We start from the raw sequence: 16,017 nt of genomic DNA, 5'->3' as shown, positions 1-16,017 counted from the left end.
GCCGTATGTCCAACTGTTCCGCTGAGGTCCACTTCACGATCGCTCCTTGCTGATTCGCTTCAAAGAGCCCCGTGCCGCGCCATTCGCCGCAACGCCGACAACAGCGACCCCACCAACACCGACCCTAGCCTTCTGAACGTGGCGTGCTTCGAAATCGCATGCTTTCCGAGCGAGCCGTCGATCGTAGGCGCCGCACATACTGAGGCAGAAGCGGTCGTTGCTGAGTTGCATAGTTCGTTGACGGAGCTCAGTACCGCGAGACGAGGCGTCATCTGGGCCCATTGGGCGTACACTCTCCATAAGTAGACGCACCGTTGCGAAACCCCAGCCTTAAGGAGCTCAACCATGGCCCTCACCGCACACTCCACCATCGGCGACTGGATGAACGACCCAACCGGCGGGCCACTCGTCCGCGCACTCTTCGAGCAGACGGGCGCCGACCCCGAGCTTCTCACCCCCGTCCTCGGACTCCCGCTGCAGCAGCTCGTCGCGATGAGCCAGGGCGCACTGCCCCAGTCGGTCGTCGACGACCTCGTGCGCGCAGCCAACGGCGGCGAGATCCCCGAGGCCGATGAGTCCGAGGGCTGGACCGAGAAGCCCACCGCCGGACGTTTCGCAGGCAAGACCGTGATCGTCACGGGCGCAGCATCCGGAATCGGCAAGGCCACGGCATCCCGCATCGCTCGCGAAGGCGGACGCGTCATCGCCTCCGACATCGCCGCCGAGAAGCTCGACGCCCTGAAGGCCGAGCTGCCGGATGCCGACATCACCACCGTCGCCGGCGACCTCACCAAGCAGGACGCGATCGACGCCGTCATCGCTGCCGCAGGTGACCGCATCGACGCCCTCGCGAACGTCGCCGGCATCAACGACGACTTCTCCCCTGCGGGCGAGACGACGGATGCCGTCTGGGACCGCGTCATCGCCATCAACCTCACCGCCCCGTTCAAGCTCATGCGCGCGGTGCTGCCGATCATGGAGAAAGCCGGCCGCGGCTCGATCCTCAACGTCTCGAGCGAAGCGGGCCTGCGCGGCAACTCGTCGGGCAACGCCTACACGGCCAGCAAGCACGGCATCATCGGCGTCACGAAGTCGGCGGCGTTCATGTACGGGCCGAAGGGCATCCGTGTGAACTCCGTCGCTCCGGGTGGCGTTGCCACCGGCATCCCGATGCCCCCGAACATGTCGGAGTACGGCTCCAGCCGCCTGGCTCCGTTCCAGCAGGCGATCCCGACGGTCGCGACCGCCGAGCACCTCGCCGCGTCGATCACGTTCCTGCTGTCGGACGACGCCGTGAACATCAACGGCGCGATCCTGGCATCCGATGGCGGATGGTCGGTGCAGTAAGCGCCTCAGTCTTGGAGGCCGGCACGGCTGCCGTGCCGGCCCTCGAACTCGCCGATCGCTCGACGCGCCTTGCGCAGCTCGAAGATACCGACGCCCACTCCGGCGCCGAAGACGACAAGGCTGATCCACCGATATAGCGCGCTCGGATCGAGAGCAATCGCTACGGCCCATCCTGCGAGGAGGATCGCGGAGAATACGAGTGTGTAGAGCGCGAAGTTCTTGCGGCGCCGCAATGCCATGCGCTGCTGAATTAGGGAGGTCTCGGCGCTGGGCTCGCTCATGAGCCGAGCCTAGACTGCAGCACCTGTCGAGGGCTCAGACCGCCGGCTCCAGAGCAGATGAAATACTGACACCGTGCCCGAGCGTCCCGAGATTGTCTGCATCTGCGGCTCCATGCGGTTCATCGAAGACATGCGAGCCGTGAGTCGATCCTTGACGCTCGCTGGCTTCATTGTCCTCATGCCTGCCGATATCGACACCCCGATCACCACCGAGCAGAAGGCCGCGCTCGGCGAGCTGCACCTGCGCAAGATCGACCTGGCCGATCGCGTCGAAGTCGTGAACCGCGGCGAGCACTTCGGCGAATCGACGCTCCGGGAGATCGCCTATGCAGAAGCCGCGGGCAAGCCTGTGACCTTCGCCGGCCCCGCCTGGGGCTCGGCGTAGATCTCACATCTCCCCCGCCTACCCTGGCTCTATGAAGAAGCTCCCCGCGCTCGCGACGCTCGCCGTCGGCATCCTTCTGCTGTCCGGATGCTCGCAGGCGTCGACCATCGCCGCGTGTGGCCAGGTCGCAGCTCAGGCCGCGCAGGTGACCGGTGTGATCGGAAGCGTGAGCTCGCCGACTCCCGAGGCCGCGCAGGCTGCACTCGATGAGGTTAAAAGCGTCGCCGAGAACATCCGCGGTGTCGATGGACCCGAGGAGTTCGTCACCCTCCGCGACTCGTGGACGACGAGCATCGACGCATTCGCCGCCGAGGGCGAGAAGGCCATCGCGGGTGACATGACGGGCCTGGATGCGGCGACGACGGAGATGCGCACAGCGACCGACGCGATGCTCGCCTACTGCACTCCGTAACGGGAGCCCGTCACTCTTCCTGCTGAACAGTCATCGCAATCTCGAAGCTGTCACCGATCACGCGACCTCCGTCGAACACGGGATCTTCATCGAGCGTCTCGATAACGCGGGGATCGCTCGTGACGGCAGCGGTTCCGCGGTCTCGAACCTCGCGCGACGGCCAGGTCATCACCGTCACCACGACGGACTCCCCGGCGATCGCGCCCGCGAGATCGGCGATGCTCTTCAGCTCACCCGGCTCATACGACGCCCCGTCTGCGTGGAAGTCAGCCGGATCGGCTGACTCGTTCGACTGCCAGTAGTCGACGACGCTGATCGCACCGTGATCGCGGTAGACCTCCGCCATCCGCTTCGAGAAGTCCAGATATGCGGCCTTGCGTTCCGTCGGCACCGGAACGACGGTGATGTCAGCGATGGCCATGCTCTGCTCCAGTCCTCGGCGGTGAGTGTCCGTCGCCAGGGTACCCAGCGCCGGCCTCAGCCAACCCGAGGGACCTACTGCGCGATGCCTCGCAGCAGCCGCGTCACCGTCTCCTCGACGCGCTCCGCACTCAGCGGCTGTCCGATGAGCGCCGCGTATGACGCCATGGCGATGAGCTGGTCGGCGATGGCATCAGCATCCACGTCGGCCCGGACCTCGCCGGCCGACTGTCCGCGCGCGATCCGTTCGGCGACCCACGAGCGGATCGGCGCCGCGAGACGCTCGTTGAGCGCCAGGCCGAGTTCGTGGTCGGTCGCCGTCACCGCGATCAGCGCCCGGGCGAGTGCGACACCCTCGGGCCGTGCGAGTCCGGCGGACATCGCGGAGAACCAGGCGTGCAAGTCGGCGCGGATGTCGTCGGTCATCGCGACGGCGGGGTCGGCTCCGGGCAGGTCTCCTTCGAGCAGTGCCTCGCCGAGGATCGCGGCCTTCGACGGCCACCACCGGTAGATCGTCTGCTTGGAGACTGCTGCGGTCTCGGCGAGTCCCTCGATGGTCACCGCTTCGTAGGTGCCGGCAATGACGGCAGCGCGCATCGCCTCGAGCACGGACTGGCGCGCGGCTTCACTTCGGGGACGGGGCACTAGGACAGGCTACCGAGGCTGTGGGTGGCGCGTTTCGTCTCGGGCCGCTTCGCGGGCCCCGCTCAATGGCTGAGGGGGCAACCGCGGGCTCCGCGCGACGACGCGTGTGGCTGCGCAGCTTGGATAGAGTCGCGGGATGAGGGAGACACGAGGGCCGTTGAGAATGGGCCTGTTGACTCTCGCGCTCACGGTGTTCGGACTCGTGTTCTTCGTCGTGACGATGCTGATCATCCACGGCGCGCCCTACGTCACCGACTCGCTCGGCCCCGCGAACAACCAACACTGGATCAATTGGTACTGGCTGGCCATGCTCATCGTGGTGCCGACTGTCATCACCGGCGCCGCATCCGGACTGACCTCAGCCTTCGGCGCGTACATCGGCAAGCGCATCTCGGCGACCACCGACGGCGCGCCAGCGGATCGCATGAAGGTCAGCGTCGGCGCCGGGCTCGGTGGCGCCTTGGGCAGCGCCTTGTTCCTGATCTCCATGAGCTGGCTTTACCAGAACGGGCTGGGCCCGTGGATCCTGGTGCTCGGGTCCACGGCGGTATTCGGCGCCTACGCGGGCTTCACCGCACTGTGGATGGGCCGCAGATCGGGGAGCCCTCAGGCGCCCGCAGCTCCGGTCACCTCCGCGGACGGTATGTGACGGCCACGGCTCCAGAGGCGAACTCTCGACGATCCACGACGACGAGCTCGAGCGGTCCGTTCAGCCCGTCGAGCAACCGCGGCCCGTGCCCGGCAACGAGTGGATGCACGACGAACGTGTACTCGTCGATCAGTCCAAGCTCGGCGAGCGCGAGAGGAAGAGTGACGCCGCCGACCGACAGCCCCTCGCCCGGCTGCTGCTTCAGCTGGCGGACCGTCTCGGACAGGTCGCCCCGGATGAGCTCGGCGTTCCAGTCGACGGCATCCAGCGTGCGCGACACGACGTACTTCGGCACGCGGTCGATGGCCTCGGCGAACGGGACCTCCCACTCGCTCATCCAGTCGGGCCAGACTCCGGATGCGGGGCGACGCCACGCGCCCTCCATCATCTCGTAGGTTGTTCGGCCGTAGATGACGGCATCCGCTCGTTCCATCTCGGCGGTCCAGAAGCGCATCAGCTCCTCGTCGGGAGCGACGCCCGCCTCATGATGCACGCACCCGTCGAGCGTGACGTTGATCGAGTAGCGCAATGGTCTCATCTCGCCGATCTCCTTCGATGCGGGCGGTGCGTGGTGCGGGGTGGGACTTAGAGTACTGTCGGGCCGCAGTCGGGCGACACCTCGCCGCGGCTGAGGCGGCCACAGCGAATATGGTGAATGCATGCCCTCCAGCCAGCCTCGCGTCATCTCCGTTCGGGGCGGTCGCGTACGCCCCAGTGGGTCGTGGCTGTACGTCTGGCTCGACTCCGCCACGGGAGAGATCGTTCACGTGGGTGGCACGGGGTTCGATCCGGAATTGCGGGCGCATCTGCATCTGACGGGCGACGACCCGCAGTTAGGACGAGTGCGTGCCACTGTGCCTCGATCCAGCGAGCGCGACTTCGACGTCCTCGCCTTCGAGCTGAGTGAACGAATCGACCGGCCACGTGCGAAGGAAGCCCTCACCCTCCGCCTCCTGGACTCCTTCAACGAAGTCGAACACCGAGAGCAGCCGTCGAGCGAGATGAGCGAACTCATCGATTCGATTGCTCAAGAGGTGGAGAAGTATGTGGACAGCTTGCCAGGGAGCACGGACGGCTGATTGCTCGTCGCCGCGAGCTCCACTGCGTCAGTGATCCACTTCAACCCCCTGTTCAGCACGTGTCAGTCGCCCTAACCTGACCGGCATGTTGAAGATCGTGTCGATCGTGATCCGCGTGAACGACCTCCCGGCGCAGTCCCGCTTCTGGCAGGCGGCCCTCGAGTATGTCGAGCGAGACCCGGCATCCGATGACTGGGTCGTGCTCAAGCCGCGCGATGCCGACGCGCCCTGCATCGCCCTCGACGCTCACCACTCCGAGCGGGTGCTGCCGCCGCGCATCCACCTCGACATCTATGCCCAGGATCAGGATGCCGAGGTGCGACGCCTCACCGAACTCGGCGCTCGCGAGGTGCACTGGGACAACCTGCCGGACGATGCCGACTACGTGATCATGGAGGACCCCGAGGGCAACCGGTTCTGCATCGTGGACCGGCCGGACTGGGTGGGCTGGGTGGGCTGGGAGCGCCCGACGGCGTGACGGAACGCCTGAAGTCAGCCCGTAGCCACTCCTTCGACGCCACCCGACATACGTCCCATGACTTGCCGGTTCGCCCCATAAGTCGCGAGGGTGACCCAGCCTCGTGACGAGTAGAGCCGCGCCCCCGGATCCTCCGTGTGAGCCGACGTCGAGAGCAGCGCCCGCTCGTGCGGCAGATCGGCCAGAAGCGCATCGTGCAATCGTCGCCCGATTCCGCGGCGGCGTGCATGGGGCATCACCGCGAGCTCGACGAACTCGAAGTGACCACCGATCCATTCGTCGATGCCCGGGCCGATCTCGCGTGCGATGAAGTCAGTCCAATACTGTCCGCGCTCGCCGGTGTATCCCCACGCGAATCCCTGCAACCTGTCGTCCTCTCGGGCGACGACCAGACGGAAGCCAGGGCGAGACCGATGCCGATCCCAGACGGACACTCGCCAGTCATCGGCATCCTCCACCGGGCCGAAGACCTCAGCCCAGGCCTCGAGGATCTCGCCGTCGAGCCCTGCCGCGTCCGACCCCGAGAGGGTCGTGACAGAGACCATTCGTCAGCGCCCGGAGTAGCGCTGCGCCGGTCGTCCCTCTTCCGCCAGCGCCTGACGATGCGACGTCAAGGCCAACCGCACGGCCGTGTAGATCACGAGCCACAGGATCAGGATGCCGATCAGGAACCCGGCGACGTAGAAGAGGACGATGGTGAGGAAAGGATCCATGGCGTCAGGATAGCCACCGGGGTGCGCGGCGCCTCTAGCCCCGACAGCTAGGCCCCGACTTCCAGCGACCGATAGAAGTAGAACGCCCGCTCGCCGGAATCGGGGTCGACGCCACTGAACCCGTGTCGTTCGTAGAAGCGCATCGCCGCGGCATCCGATTCATCGACGTTGATCTCGATCGCCGCGACGCCGAGTTCCCGGCAGATCTCGACCATGTGCCGGAGGACCGCGCCGCCGACACCACCACCGCGGTGCGCGGGCTCGACGTACATCTCGTCGAGCAGCGCGACCGGCCCGTCCGACCACACGTTCGGACGCAGAGTCACGAGCGCGAGACCGACCGCAGGATCACCGCCGAGCACCGCGAAAGTGGAGGTTCCGCCCAGCAGCGTGCGCAACCGCTCGGCGAGCACCTCGACCCCCGGAGTCTCGGTGTCGAACTCCGTGTTGAAGGCGTGCAGGAGTTCGGCGAGACGGGCGGCGTCGTGCGGGGTGGCTCGACGTGTGGCGGCGGTCATCGGATGCCTTTCTGGGGTCGAGGGCTTCGGCTCGGGCGGACGGCGGCAGTTCTGCCTGTTCACAACTCCGGAAGAACGAGCGGGCCGACGCATCGGTTCCCCGGGATTCCGGGGCCGAGCCGCCGGGCGCACCCGCTTCTTCCGGAGTTGTGGACCTGAACCTCCGTGGGCCCCGCTCGACGATCCGCGAGAACGCGATCAGGCGCTGTCGGAATCCGCCTTGCGCGAGCCGGCTTCGAGCACGTCTCCGGCCGGCAGTTCCTGGTGCCCGCCGAACTGCAGACGCATCGCCGACAGCACCTGGTTGGCGAACTTGTCTTCATCGCGTGAGGCGAAGCGCTCGAACAGCGACGCCGCGAGCACCGGCACGGGCACGCCGACATCGACGGCGGCCTTGACCGTCCAGCGACCCTCGCCCGAATCGGAGACCCGGCCGGCCAGACCGTCGAGGTGCGGATTCTCGGCGAGCGCGGCAGCGGTCAGGTCGAGCAGCCACGACGAGATCACCGACCCCCGGCGCCACAGCTCGGCGACCTTCGAGGTGTCGATGGGGAACTGGTAGAACTCCGGCTCTTCCAGCGGAGCGATCTCGGCCGAGTGCTCGGCCTCGCGCACCCCGGCATCCGCGTTGTGCAGCAGATTGAGGCCCTCGGCGATCGACGCCATGATGCCGTACTCGATGCCGTTGTGCACCATCTTCACGAAGTGCCCGGCACCCGACGGGCCGCAGTGCAGATACCCCTGCTCCTCGGGGGTGAGGTCTCCGGTGCGGCCGGGCGTGCGCTCGATCTCGCCGACACCCGGAGCGATCGTGCGCAGCACCGGCTCGATGCGCTGCACGGCTTCATCCGGCCCGCCGACCATCAGGCAGTATCCGCGGTCGAGTCCGAACACCCCACCGCTCGTGCCGACATCGACATAGTGGATGCCGCGCTCCCGGAACGCCTTCGCCCGGCGGACGTCGTCGCGGTAGTTCGAGTTGCCGCCGTCGATCAGGATGTCGCCCTCGTCGAGCACCTCCGCCGCCTGATCGGCCACCATGCCCGTGAGAGAGGCGGGCACCATCATCCACACGGCCCGCGGCGCCTCGAGCTTCGACGCCAGGTCGGCCATGCTGTCGGCGCCGGTGGCTCCCTCGGCGACCAGTGCCTGCACGGCATCCGTGTTGACGTCATAGACCACGCATTCGTGCCCCGCCCGCATGAGGCGGCGCACGATGTTGGCGCCCATCCGGCCGAGTCCGATCATCGCCAGCTGCATGAGAATCCCTTCGTCTCAGCCCCGGTGGGCCGAGTCGGGGCAATCCTGGCACGGGTGCGTGGGTCGCTCAATGGTGTTGCGGGGTGGCGTGGGGTCGTGCGCGGGGTCGTGCGGGGTCAGTTGTGCACCCGGAACGGCGGTTTCGGATGCCGAAGCGACCCCGCTCGCGGTGCGGGGTCGTGCGCGGGGTCGTGCGGGCGGTCGTGCGGGGCCAGTTGTGCACCCGAAACGGCGATTTCGGATGCCGAAGTGACCCCGCACGTGGCTCGACTCCATGCGGGGTCAGTTGTGCACCCGGAACGGTGCCCGCTCCCGGCATCCGGAGCCGCGCGCGAGCCCGGTGTCGCCGACGGGTGGAAGGATTGAGACATGGCTTCCCCCGCGTTCGACCAGATCACGCAAGACGACCTGCGCGCTGCGGGCAGCGTCAAATGGACGGCCTTCCCCGACACGATCGGCGCGTTCGTCGCCGAGATGGACTTCGGCCTCGCCCCCGCGATCACCGGCGCGGTGAAGGATGCCCTCGACCTCGGCGTGACCGGGTACCTGCCCGAGAAGCTCGCGAAGGACCTCTCGGCGGCCACGGCGCGCTGGTACTCCGACTCGTACGGGTGGGAGATCCCCGCCGAGCGCGTGCACCACGTGCCCGATGTGATCGCCGCGTTCGAGCTGGCGATTGAGCACTTCACCAGTCCGGGTTCGGCCGTGATCGTGCCGACTCCTGCATACATGCCGTTCCTGCTGGTGCCGCCGATGCACGACCGTCGGGTCATCGAGGTGCCGAGCATCGAGGTCGACGGACGCTGGGTCATGGACCTGGATGCCGTCGCCCAGGCCTTCCGCGACGGCGGCGAGATGCTGGTGCTCTGCAACCCGCACAATCCGCTCGGCACCGTCGCGACCCGCGACGAGCTGCTCGCCATCGCGTCGGTCGTGACGGATGCCGGCGGACGCGTGTTCGCCGACGAGATCCACGCGCCCGTCGTTTACTCTCCGGCCCGGCACATCCCCTACGCCTCGGTGTCGGATGCCGCCGCAGCCCACACCCTCACCGCCACCTCCGCCTCGAAGGCGTGGAACCTCGCGGGCCTCAAGTGCGCGCAGATCATCCTCTCGAACGACGCCGACGCCGAGCTCTGGGAGAGCCTGGGATTCTGGGCCGGACACGGCACATCGACGCTCGGCGTCATCGCGAACATCGCGGCCTACACCGGCGGGCACGAATGGCTCGACGACGTGGTCGACTACCTCGACCGCAACCGCCGGACGCTGGCGCAGCTCGTCGACGAGAAGCTCCCCGGCGTGCGGATGGTCGTGCCGGAGGGCAGCTACATCGCCCTGCTCGACTTCCGCGAGACCGGGCTGACGGGCGATCTCGGCGAGTGGTTCCGCGAGCACGCCGGAGTCGCGATGACGGATGGCGCCGCATGCGGTGTGGCCGCGATCGGGTACACGCGCTTCGTCTTCGCGATGCCCCGTCCGGTGCTGGTCGAGGCGGTCGAACGGATCGCCTCGGCGCTGCGCGACCGAGGCTGAGCCGCCTTCGGCCCGCTGGCCCCCGGCGCGTGCGGGGTCAATAACGCATCGGAACTCAGCGTTTCCGGTGCGTTTTTGACCACGCATCCGACGAGAGGTGCGGAACCGATCACGCACCCGCCGTCACGAGGCGACGAACGACGCATCACCGAGTGAGAACGGCATCCCCCATCGCCGCGAAGGCCTCGCGCAGGACCGGTCGAGGTGTCGCGAACACGATCCGCACGAAGTTCTCGTACCCCCGCCCGAGCAGCGCGCCCTCGGTCAGCACGACGCCGGCCTCTTCGCGGAAGTACGCGGCCGGCGGGCCGGGGATCTCGAGCGCCGTCGTGTCGATCCATCCGATGTAGGTCGCCTCGGGCTCGCGATACACGGCGCCGGGCAGGTGCTCCGTGATGAGGTCGCCGACAAGGCGGCGCGACTCCGAGAGATACCCGAGCACGCCGTCGAGCCACGGCTTGCCCTCCCGATATGCCGCCGTCGACGCCACGACACCGAGCGTCGCTGCACCGTGCTGCACCGAGAACCCGAAGCGGCGGTACAGCTGCTGGTCGGCGTCGTTCGAGGTGATCAGTTGCGCGGTCTTGAGGCCGGGGATGTTCCACGCCTTCGACGCGCTGGTGCCGGTGACGGTGTGGGCGGCGGTCGCCTCGGACACCGACGCATAGGGGATGAACGGTCTCCCGTCGAAGCGCAGCGGCGCGTGGATCTCGTCCGCGAACACCCGTCCGCTGTGGCGTTCGACGATCTCCGCGAGCGCCTCGAGCTCGGGGCGGTCCACGACCGTGCCGGTCGGGTTGTGCGGGTTGCACAGCACGAGTGTGCGGGCGCCGGCGGCGAATGCCTCGTCGATGCGCTGCAGGTCGTGGTGCCAGCGCCCGTCGATGTCGACGCCGGGGATCTCGATCACCGGATGCCCGACGGTCGGCAGATATGTCAGGAACGGCATATATGCGGGAGTCGGCACGATAACGGGCGATCCGGCGGGGGCATACTCCTCGACCGCAACCCTCAGTGCCGCCATCACGTCGGAGACCGGATGCACGCGTTCCGGATCGACGGCCCAGCCGTATTCGCTGCGCATCCACTCGGACGTCGCGTCGCCGAGTCGGGCGGCGAGCGGCGGCGACAGGTATCCGAGGTTCTCCTCGTCGATCGCGCGGTGCATGGCGTCGGCGATCACCGGCGCGACGCCGAAGTCCATCTCCGCCACCCATGCGCCGATGTGGCCGGGGTGCAGGCTCCACTTGCGGCTTTCGGGCCGGTCGAGGTCGAACCTCGTACGGGAATCGAACGGATGCGGGTCAGTGGGCGCGCGGTGGTCGGTCATGGCAGGCGTTCCTCAGCCCGCGAGCCGACATCGAACGGCACCGGCGCGGCGGGTCTGGATCTCGGACACGCGTACTCCTTCTCAGCGGGAGCTTCCACCCTAAGGAAGCGACGGATCGGTCGCGAGTCGCATGACGGCGGGTGACGATGAGGCTGCAGGGCGAGCCGACCCCGGACCCCGACTCAGGCGTTGATGAAAGCCACAGCCGCTCGCACCAGGGCCGCGTTGTCGGGTGCCGTCCGTCCATCGGGCAGCTGCAGGGTGTCTTCGAGGCCGATGCGCGAATCGAGGCCCAGCTCGACCGCCAGGGTGAAGGCCGGCCAGGCGGACCGCTGCTCGCCGTGCAGCAGGATCGGAATGTCCGGGTCGTCGAGGCGCACGTGCACGATGAGCCCCTCGGCGTGCCGCCGCACGACATCCGCCGCCTCGTCAGGCAGCTCGACCAGCACCCGCAGCGTGTCGTCGTGAACGGGCGAGCGCTGCCAGGCGTCGAGTCCGGTGGCATCCCAGATGCCCGCCTCCACGCGGATACCGCGGCTCACGAGCAGCGCCGCGACCTCGTCAGCACCGGCTTCGTGCCAGTTCACCGACGCGAAGTCGGGAAGGACGCTCCATTCGCGGATCTCCGCGATGCGCTCCCCGACATCGGGCTCGATCCATGCACCGGTCGTCACCCCGATCTGCACACCAGGGCACGCCGAGCGCAGTGCTCTCACCCACCGGTCGACATCGGCGGCACGCAGGCTGTCGTCGCCCGCGGCATCCTTAGGGTGCACGTGGATCTCGCGGGCACCCGCCGCGACGGCACGCGCGGCGTCGGCGCCGGCGAGGGTCGTGTCGGCGGTGAGGGCAGGATGCTGCGCTGCGGGTCGCGCACCGTTGAGGCACGCCTGCAACAGCATCCGCCCGCGTCTGTCGTTGCCGGTCACCGGCCCTCAGTTCATGAGATCGCGCGGGTGCCAGTCGTAGAGGTTGCCCGTGCCCGAAGGCCCCTCTTCGACACGCACGGTGTGCTTGACCTGACGTGCCGTCGCGGCACCCCGACCGACTCGAACCGCCTCGGCCTCGGTCTCGAAGCTGGACCCCAGAGTGCGGGATTCGCCCTCGATGCGGTTGAACCAGATCCCGTCTCGCTGGAACGTCTCGATGTCACCTGCGGCCATGCCACATCCTTTCGATCTGACTCTTTTCTACCCGAGGCCGCCGACGCTCGAGGAGGGCCTTGACAGCCTCCGCGCACGCGCTCGCCCGGCGCGAGAGCACGCGAATCATCGACCGCATCCACTTCTTCGTCCATACGTCAACCCCGATGACACACTCCCGTCAGCCGTGGTTATGTCGAACGATGCATGACCCGGGTGCATCTGCAAGGAGCAAGTGATGACGCTGGAAGTGATGTCGCCGACGGCGGCACTGCTCGACGGACGGTACGTACTGCACGACCGCGTCGGACGAGGCGGCATGGCGACCGTGTACCGCGCCGAGGACACCCACCTCGGACGCATCGTCGCGATCAAGATGATCCACGAGAGCGACGGTCCGGTCGCCTCGATCGAGCGCGCGCATACCGAGAAGGCGCTGCTCGCCTCGCTGAGCCACCCGTCGCTCGTGACGCTGTACGACGCGCAGCTCGTGCCCGGTCGACCGCAGTACCTGGTGATGGAGTTCGTCGACGGGCCCACCCTCGCCGCGCGCATGGCCGAAAGTCCGATGACGCCGCGCGACGTGGCCCGCATCGTCCGCGATCTCGCCGAGGGACTCACCGCCGTGCACGCGGCCGGGATCGTGCATCGCGACATCAAGCCGTCGAACGTGCTGCTCGCGCACGCCCGGTCCGGCCGTCCGGTCGCGGCGAAACTCGCGGACTTCGGCATCGCCTGCTCCATCGAGGACACCCGCCTCACGACGCCGGGGATCGTGCTCGGCACACTCACGTATATGGCGCCGGAGCAGCTGCGCGACGCCGACCCCGGAACCCCGGTCGACATCTTCTCGCTCGGACTCGTCGCTCTCGAGGCACTCAGCGGATACCCCGGCTACCCCTCCCTCGCTTCCGGACGCGCGGCGGCGGTCGCTCGCCTGCTCGACCCGCCGACCATCTCCGACACGGTTCCCGACGAGTGGCGCGACCTCCTCACCCGCATGACACGCCTCGAGCCGGAGGAACGCCCGACCGCCGTCGAGGTGGCGCGCGCCGCCCGGGCTCTGCTGCGCGACTACGCCGCGAACAGCAACGGCACCGCCGTCGCCGCGGCGGCTGCGGCCATCGTCGCATCGGCCGGCACTGAGCCGGCGGTCGACGCGACACCGGGGGCGGCGGGCGCGGAATCGGATGCCGTCGCCGCCGCGCCAGACGCGGGCGCCGGAATCCAGCAGCCGCGTCCCGCATCCGCCGCCTCATCCGCGAGCGTCGACGCGGAGTCGTCGGCCCTCGACGCTGGTTCCGCGCCGACCGGAGCGACCGCTGTGATCCCTGCGACCGAGGTCACGGATCCCGCACCCCGCTTGCGGACCCGCGACCGCACCCGCCCCGGCACACGCACCCGCACCCGCGTGATCACCGGCGCCGCGGGGCTTCTCGCCGCCGGTGCGATCGTCACCGGCATCGCGGCGTTCAGCGCGCCACCGGCATCCGAGCTGGGACGCACCGCCTCAGGCGTCGTCGCCCGCACGGCGTCGACCCCGGCGGAGACCTCCCCCATCGACACCCCCGCAGCGCCCGTCGAGGTGGTCACAGAGCCCGTGGACCCGAGCAACAACGGGAACTCCGGGAGCTCCGGCAGCTCCGGCAGCTCCGGCAACTCCGGGAACTCCGGGAACTCCGGGAACAACGGGAACTCCGGCAAGGGCGACAAGGGCAAGCCGGACAAGGGCTAGGACCGTCCCGTCCGTAACTCCGGAAGAACGTGGCCGATCGCGCCGAGACCCCCGGTCTCGGCCCGATCGAGCGCACATCTTCCTGAGTCCTGAACGGCGCCCGCCTCAGCCCGCGTAGGCGGCGCGCACGTCGAGCACCCAGGTGACGCCGAATCGGTCGGTCAGCATGCCGAATCCGGGTGACCACGCCGATGCGGCCAACGGCTCGACGATCGAGGCGCCGTCCGCGAGGGCGTCCCAGTACCCGGTGAGCTCGTCGAGCGAATCGGCGCGCAGCGACTGGAAGAACGTGCGGTCGGTGACGGTCGTCCCGTTCTCCCTCGAGGTGGTTCCCGCGGTGGCGTCAGCGTCGTCGGCGCCGGGGATGTCGTATGCCATCAGCCGGAAGCCGTCGGCGTTCTCGACCTGGCCGAACACGATCTTGTCGGCGCCGGGAACTCCCGCCGGCATGCCGAAATCCGCGTAGGTCGCCCGCGTGACCTCGCCGCCGAAGACGGACTGGTAGAAGTCGAGCGCCTGGCGCGCGGTGCCGCGGAAGTTCAGGTGGGTGGTGGTCGCGATGGACATGGGATCTCCTCGGATCTGTGTGGGCGGCGGATGCCGGTGTGACCAACACTCACAGCAGAAGAGGTCAGTTTCGGTCCTCTACTCAGAGCACAATGGATTCATGACCGGCAGCTCCTCTCGCATGCTCGCCCTGCTGTCCCTGCTGCAGACGGCTCGCGATTGGCCGGGGCAGGTGCTCGCCGACCGCCTCGACGTCACACCCCGCACGGTGCGACGAGACGTCGACCGACTGCGCGAGCTCGGCTACCGCATCAGCGCGATCAAAGGACCGGATGGCGGATACCGCCTCGCCGCCGGTTCCGAGCTGCCGCCGCTGCTCTTCGACGACGAGCAGGCCGTCGCGATCGCCGTCGCGCTGCAGAGCGTGCCGGCCACCGGGATCGACATCGACGAGGGCGCGGCTCGTGCGCTGGCCACCGTGCGCCAGGTGATGCCGTCGCGCCTACGGCACCGGGTCGACGGCATCCGCTTCGCCGGGGTCGAGAACGAGACGCGCGTGGATCCGGCGGTGCTCGAAGCCGTCAGCGGTGCGGTGCGAGACCACCACGTGCTGCGCTTCGATTACGGAGAGAACCATGACCGCCCGGCGCGGCGCACCGAGCCACACGCAGTTATCGCCCGGGAGGGCCGCTGGTACCTGCTCGCGTGGGACCTCGAGGCCGATGACTGGCGCACCTTCCGACTCGACCGGATGACACCGCGCATCCCGACCGGCCCCGCTTTCACGCCACGCGAGCTGCCCGCCGCCGACGCCCAGAGCTACCTCGCAGCTCGGGCGAAGGGATCGGATGCCGCAGACCGCTGGCCGTGCATCGGAGAGCTCGTGCTCGATCTGCCCGCCCGAGAGGTCGCGCACTGGATCGGCCGCGACGGCACCGTCGAGCCGATCGACGACAGCTCGTGCCGCGTGACCGTCGGATCGTGGTCGTGGGTCGGCATCCTCGCGTCGATCGCCCGCTTCGACGCGCCGTTCCGAGTCGTCGCACCGCCCGCGCTGGCGGACGCCGCGACCGCCCTCTCGCGACGCCTGTCCGGCGCGGGCGAGGCCCGCTGACCCGGTCAGGCCTGACCGTATCCGAGACCCCGCACCCCGAGTCGCCGAGTGCTCACAGATCGATCTGCGTGCGCCGCGCCGCCCCCGCCCCGCGGTGCGCGGTCACCTCGATCTCGGCCTTGTACTCGCCCGCGAGCGGGCTGCGCGTCATGGTGAGCGCCGGGTCGATGCCGCGGAACTCCTCGCCGAGCACTTCGATCGTCTCGTCCTGATCGGACGCATCCGGAACGAAGACCTGGATCCGGACGACATCGGAGAGCGACGAATCCACGGCGGCGAGCGCCCGCGCGACGGTGGCGATCGCGAGACGCAGCTGCTCTGCCGCCGTGTCCGGCAGGGTCCTCGTCTCGTAATCGATGCCGGCGGTGTTCGAGACGAAGATCCAGTCGCCGATCGCGACGGCCCGCGAATAGCTTGCGAGGGTCTCGAACTTGCTGCCGCTCTTCACGCTGGTGATTATCAACGG

The 16,017-nt window shown here is 68.5% G+C and carries 22 protein-coding genes; 9 read left to right on the top strand and 13 right to left on the bottom strand.

Translation table 11 applies throughout. From position 1 onward, the window contains the following. Positions 1–345: 345 nt before the first annotated feature. Positions 346–1,347 (top strand): SDR family NAD(P)-dependent oxidoreductase, encoded by a 1,002-nt coding sequence (locus tag QRN21_RS08560; RefSeq protein WP_285363671.1) that lies wholly within the window; start codon positions 346–348, stop codon positions 1,345–1,347. A 5-nt stretch (positions 1,348–1,352) separates the two neighbouring features. On the opposite strand, the gene QRN21_RS08555 is transcribed toward QRN21_RS08560, so the two are convergent. Then, positions 1,353–1,628: a hypothetical protein gene (locus QRN21_RS08555; RefSeq protein ID WP_285363670.1), complete on the bottom strand. Its 276-nt coding sequence runs from the start codon at positions 1,626–1,628 to the stop codon at positions 1,353–1,355. 73 nt (positions 1,629–1,701) lie between these two features. Here QRN21_RS08555 and QRN21_RS08550 point away from each other — a divergent pair, with 73 nt between their 5' ends. Both QRN21_RS08550 and QRN21_RS08545 read left to right on the top strand, forming a co-directional pair. Beyond that, the gene (locus QRN21_RS08550; RefSeq protein WP_285363669.1) at positions 1,702–2,013 is read left to right on the top strand and encodes a hypothetical protein; all 312 of its coding nucleotides are present in this window, start codon (positions 1,702–1,704) and stop codon (positions 2,011–2,013) included. Between the two features lie 31 nt (positions 2,014–2,044). After that, positions 2,045–2,425: a hypothetical protein gene (locus QRN21_RS08545; RefSeq protein WP_285363668.1), complete on the top strand. Its 381-nt coding sequence runs from the start codon at positions 2,045–2,047 to the stop codon at positions 2,423–2,425. A gap of 10 nt (positions 2,426–2,435) precedes the next feature. On the opposite strand, the gene QRN21_RS08540 is transcribed toward QRN21_RS08545, so the two are convergent. Beyond that, complete coding sequence (locus QRN21_RS08540; RefSeq protein WP_285363667.1) at positions 2,436–2,846, bottom strand: DUF1428 domain-containing protein; 411 nt, start codon at positions 2,844–2,846, stop codon at positions 2,436–2,438. Positions 2,847–2,920: 74 nt separating this feature from the next. After that, positions 2,921–3,490, bottom strand: a complete 570-nt coding sequence (locus tag QRN21_RS08535; RefSeq protein ID WP_285363666.1) for a TetR/AcrR family transcriptional regulator — start codon at positions 3,488–3,490, stop codon at positions 2,921–2,923. 136 nt (positions 3,491–3,626) lie between these two features. Here QRN21_RS08535 and QRN21_RS08530 point away from each other — a divergent pair, with 136 nt between their 5' ends. Continuing rightward, positions 3,627–4,139: a hypothetical protein gene (locus tag QRN21_RS08530; RefSeq protein WP_285363665.1), complete on the top strand. Its 513-nt coding sequence runs from the start codon at positions 3,627–3,629 to the stop codon at positions 4,137–4,139. Here the strand turns inward: QRN21_RS08530 and QRN21_RS08525 are convergent. Continuing rightward, a complete protein-coding gene (locus tag QRN21_RS08525) occupies positions 4,117–4,677 on the bottom strand; it encodes a dihydrofolate reductase family protein (protein WP_285363664.1) in 561 nt (186 codons plus the stop codon). The genes QRN21_RS08530 and QRN21_RS08525 overlap by 23 nt on opposite strands. 121 nt (positions 4,678–4,798) lie before the next feature. Between QRN21_RS08525 and QRN21_RS08520 the strand changes: the two genes are divergently transcribed. Further along, positions 4,799–5,218, top strand: coding sequence for a hypothetical protein (locus QRN21_RS08520; RefSeq protein WP_285363663.1), 420 nt, complete (start codon positions 4,799–4,801; stop codon positions 5,216–5,218). 85 nt (positions 5,219–5,303) lie between these two features. Beyond that, positions 5,304–5,696 (top strand): VOC family protein, encoded by a 393-nt coding sequence (locus QRN21_RS08515; protein WP_285363662.1) that lies wholly within the window; start codon positions 5,304–5,306, stop codon positions 5,694–5,696. A 14-nt stretch (positions 5,697–5,710) separates the two neighbouring features. Here QRN21_RS08515 and QRN21_RS08510 read toward each other — a convergent pair whose 3' ends face one another. The 4 genes from QRN21_RS08510 to gnd all read right to left on the bottom strand — a co-directional run bounded on the left by QRN21_RS08510 (position 5,711) and on the right by gnd (position 8,187). Beyond that, a complete protein-coding gene (locus QRN21_RS08510; RefSeq protein WP_285363661.1) occupies positions 5,711–6,241 on the bottom strand; it encodes a GNAT family N-acetyltransferase in 531 nt (176 codons plus the stop codon). A gap of 3 nt (positions 6,242–6,244) precedes the next feature. Next, entirely contained in the window at positions 6,245–6,409 is a 165-nt protein-coding gene (locus QRN21_RS08505; protein ID WP_285363660.1) for a hypothetical protein, read from the bottom strand. 47 nt (positions 6,410–6,456) lie between these two features. Beyond that, complete coding sequence (locus QRN21_RS08500; protein WP_285363659.1) at positions 6,457–6,927, bottom strand: GNAT family N-acetyltransferase; 471 nt, start codon at positions 6,925–6,927, stop codon at positions 6,457–6,459. Between the two features lie 198 nt (positions 6,928–7,125). After that, complete coding sequence (gene gnd, locus QRN21_RS08495) at positions 7,126–8,187, bottom strand: phosphogluconate dehydrogenase (NAD(+)-dependent, decarboxylating) (protein WP_053098398.1); 1,062 nt, start codon at positions 8,185–8,187, stop codon at positions 7,126–7,128. A gap of 369 nt (positions 8,188–8,556) precedes the next feature. On the opposite strand from gnd, the gene QRN21_RS08490 reads away from it, so the two are divergent. Further along, positions 8,557–9,723, top strand: coding sequence for a MalY/PatB family protein (locus QRN21_RS08490; protein WP_285363658.1), 1,167 nt, complete (start codon positions 8,557–8,559; stop codon positions 9,721–9,723). A 145-nt stretch (positions 9,724–9,868) separates the two neighbouring features. Here the strand turns inward: QRN21_RS08490 and QRN21_RS08485 are convergent, their stop codons facing one another. From QRN21_RS08485 to QRN21_RS08475, 3 genes are all read right to left on the bottom strand, one after another. After that, a complete protein-coding gene (locus QRN21_RS08485) occupies positions 9,869–11,053 on the bottom strand; it encodes a MalY/PatB family protein (protein WP_285363657.1) in 1,185 nt (394 codons plus the stop codon). A gap of 182 nt (positions 11,054–11,235) precedes the next feature. After that, on the bottom strand, positions 11,236–11,982 hold the full coding sequence (locus QRN21_RS08480) for a 3-keto-5-aminohexanoate cleavage protein (RefSeq protein WP_285363656.1): 747 nt from the start codon (positions 11,980–11,982) through the stop codon (positions 11,236–11,238). A gap of 6 nt (positions 11,983–11,988) precedes the next feature. Next, positions 11,989–12,216, bottom strand: a complete 228-nt coding sequence (locus QRN21_RS08475; RefSeq protein ID WP_053098394.1) for a DUF2188 domain-containing protein — start codon at positions 12,214–12,216, stop codon at positions 11,989–11,991. Between the two features lie 217 nt (positions 12,217–12,433). Here QRN21_RS08475 and QRN21_RS08470 point away from each other — a divergent pair, with 217 nt between their 5' ends. Beyond that, entirely contained in the window at positions 12,434–13,930 is a 1,497-nt protein-coding gene (locus QRN21_RS08470) for a serine/threonine-protein kinase (RefSeq protein ID WP_285363655.1), read from the top strand. 105 nt (positions 13,931–14,035) lie between these two features. Here QRN21_RS08470 and QRN21_RS08465 read toward each other — a convergent pair whose 3' ends face one another. After that, a complete protein-coding gene (locus QRN21_RS08465) occupies positions 14,036–14,497 on the bottom strand; it encodes a VOC family protein (protein WP_056276011.1) in 462 nt (153 codons plus the stop codon). Between the two features lie 100 nt (positions 14,498–14,597). Here QRN21_RS08465 and QRN21_RS08460 point away from each other — a divergent pair, with 100 nt between their 5' ends. Next, a complete protein-coding gene (locus QRN21_RS08460) occupies positions 14,598–15,551 on the top strand; it encodes a helix-turn-helix transcriptional regulator (protein WP_285363654.1) in 954 nt (317 codons plus the stop codon). A gap of 52 nt (positions 15,552–15,603) precedes the next feature. Here QRN21_RS08460 and QRN21_RS08455 read toward each other — a convergent pair whose 3' ends face one another. Further along, on the bottom strand, positions 15,604–15,999 hold the full coding sequence (locus tag QRN21_RS08455) for a Rid family hydrolase (RefSeq protein WP_200955145.1): 396 nt from the start codon (positions 15,997–15,999) through the stop codon (positions 15,604–15,606). Positions 16,000–16,017 lie beyond the last annotated feature (18 nt).

The sequence above is a fragment of the Microbacterium sp. LMC-P-041 genome, from assembly GCF_030209555.1.
Lineage (GTDB): Bacteria > Actinomycetota > Actinomycetes > Actinomycetales > Microbacteriaceae > Microbacterium.
The sequence above is the reverse complement of the archived record's forward strand: the minus strand, read 5'-3'. Positions and strand labels throughout refer to the sequence as shown.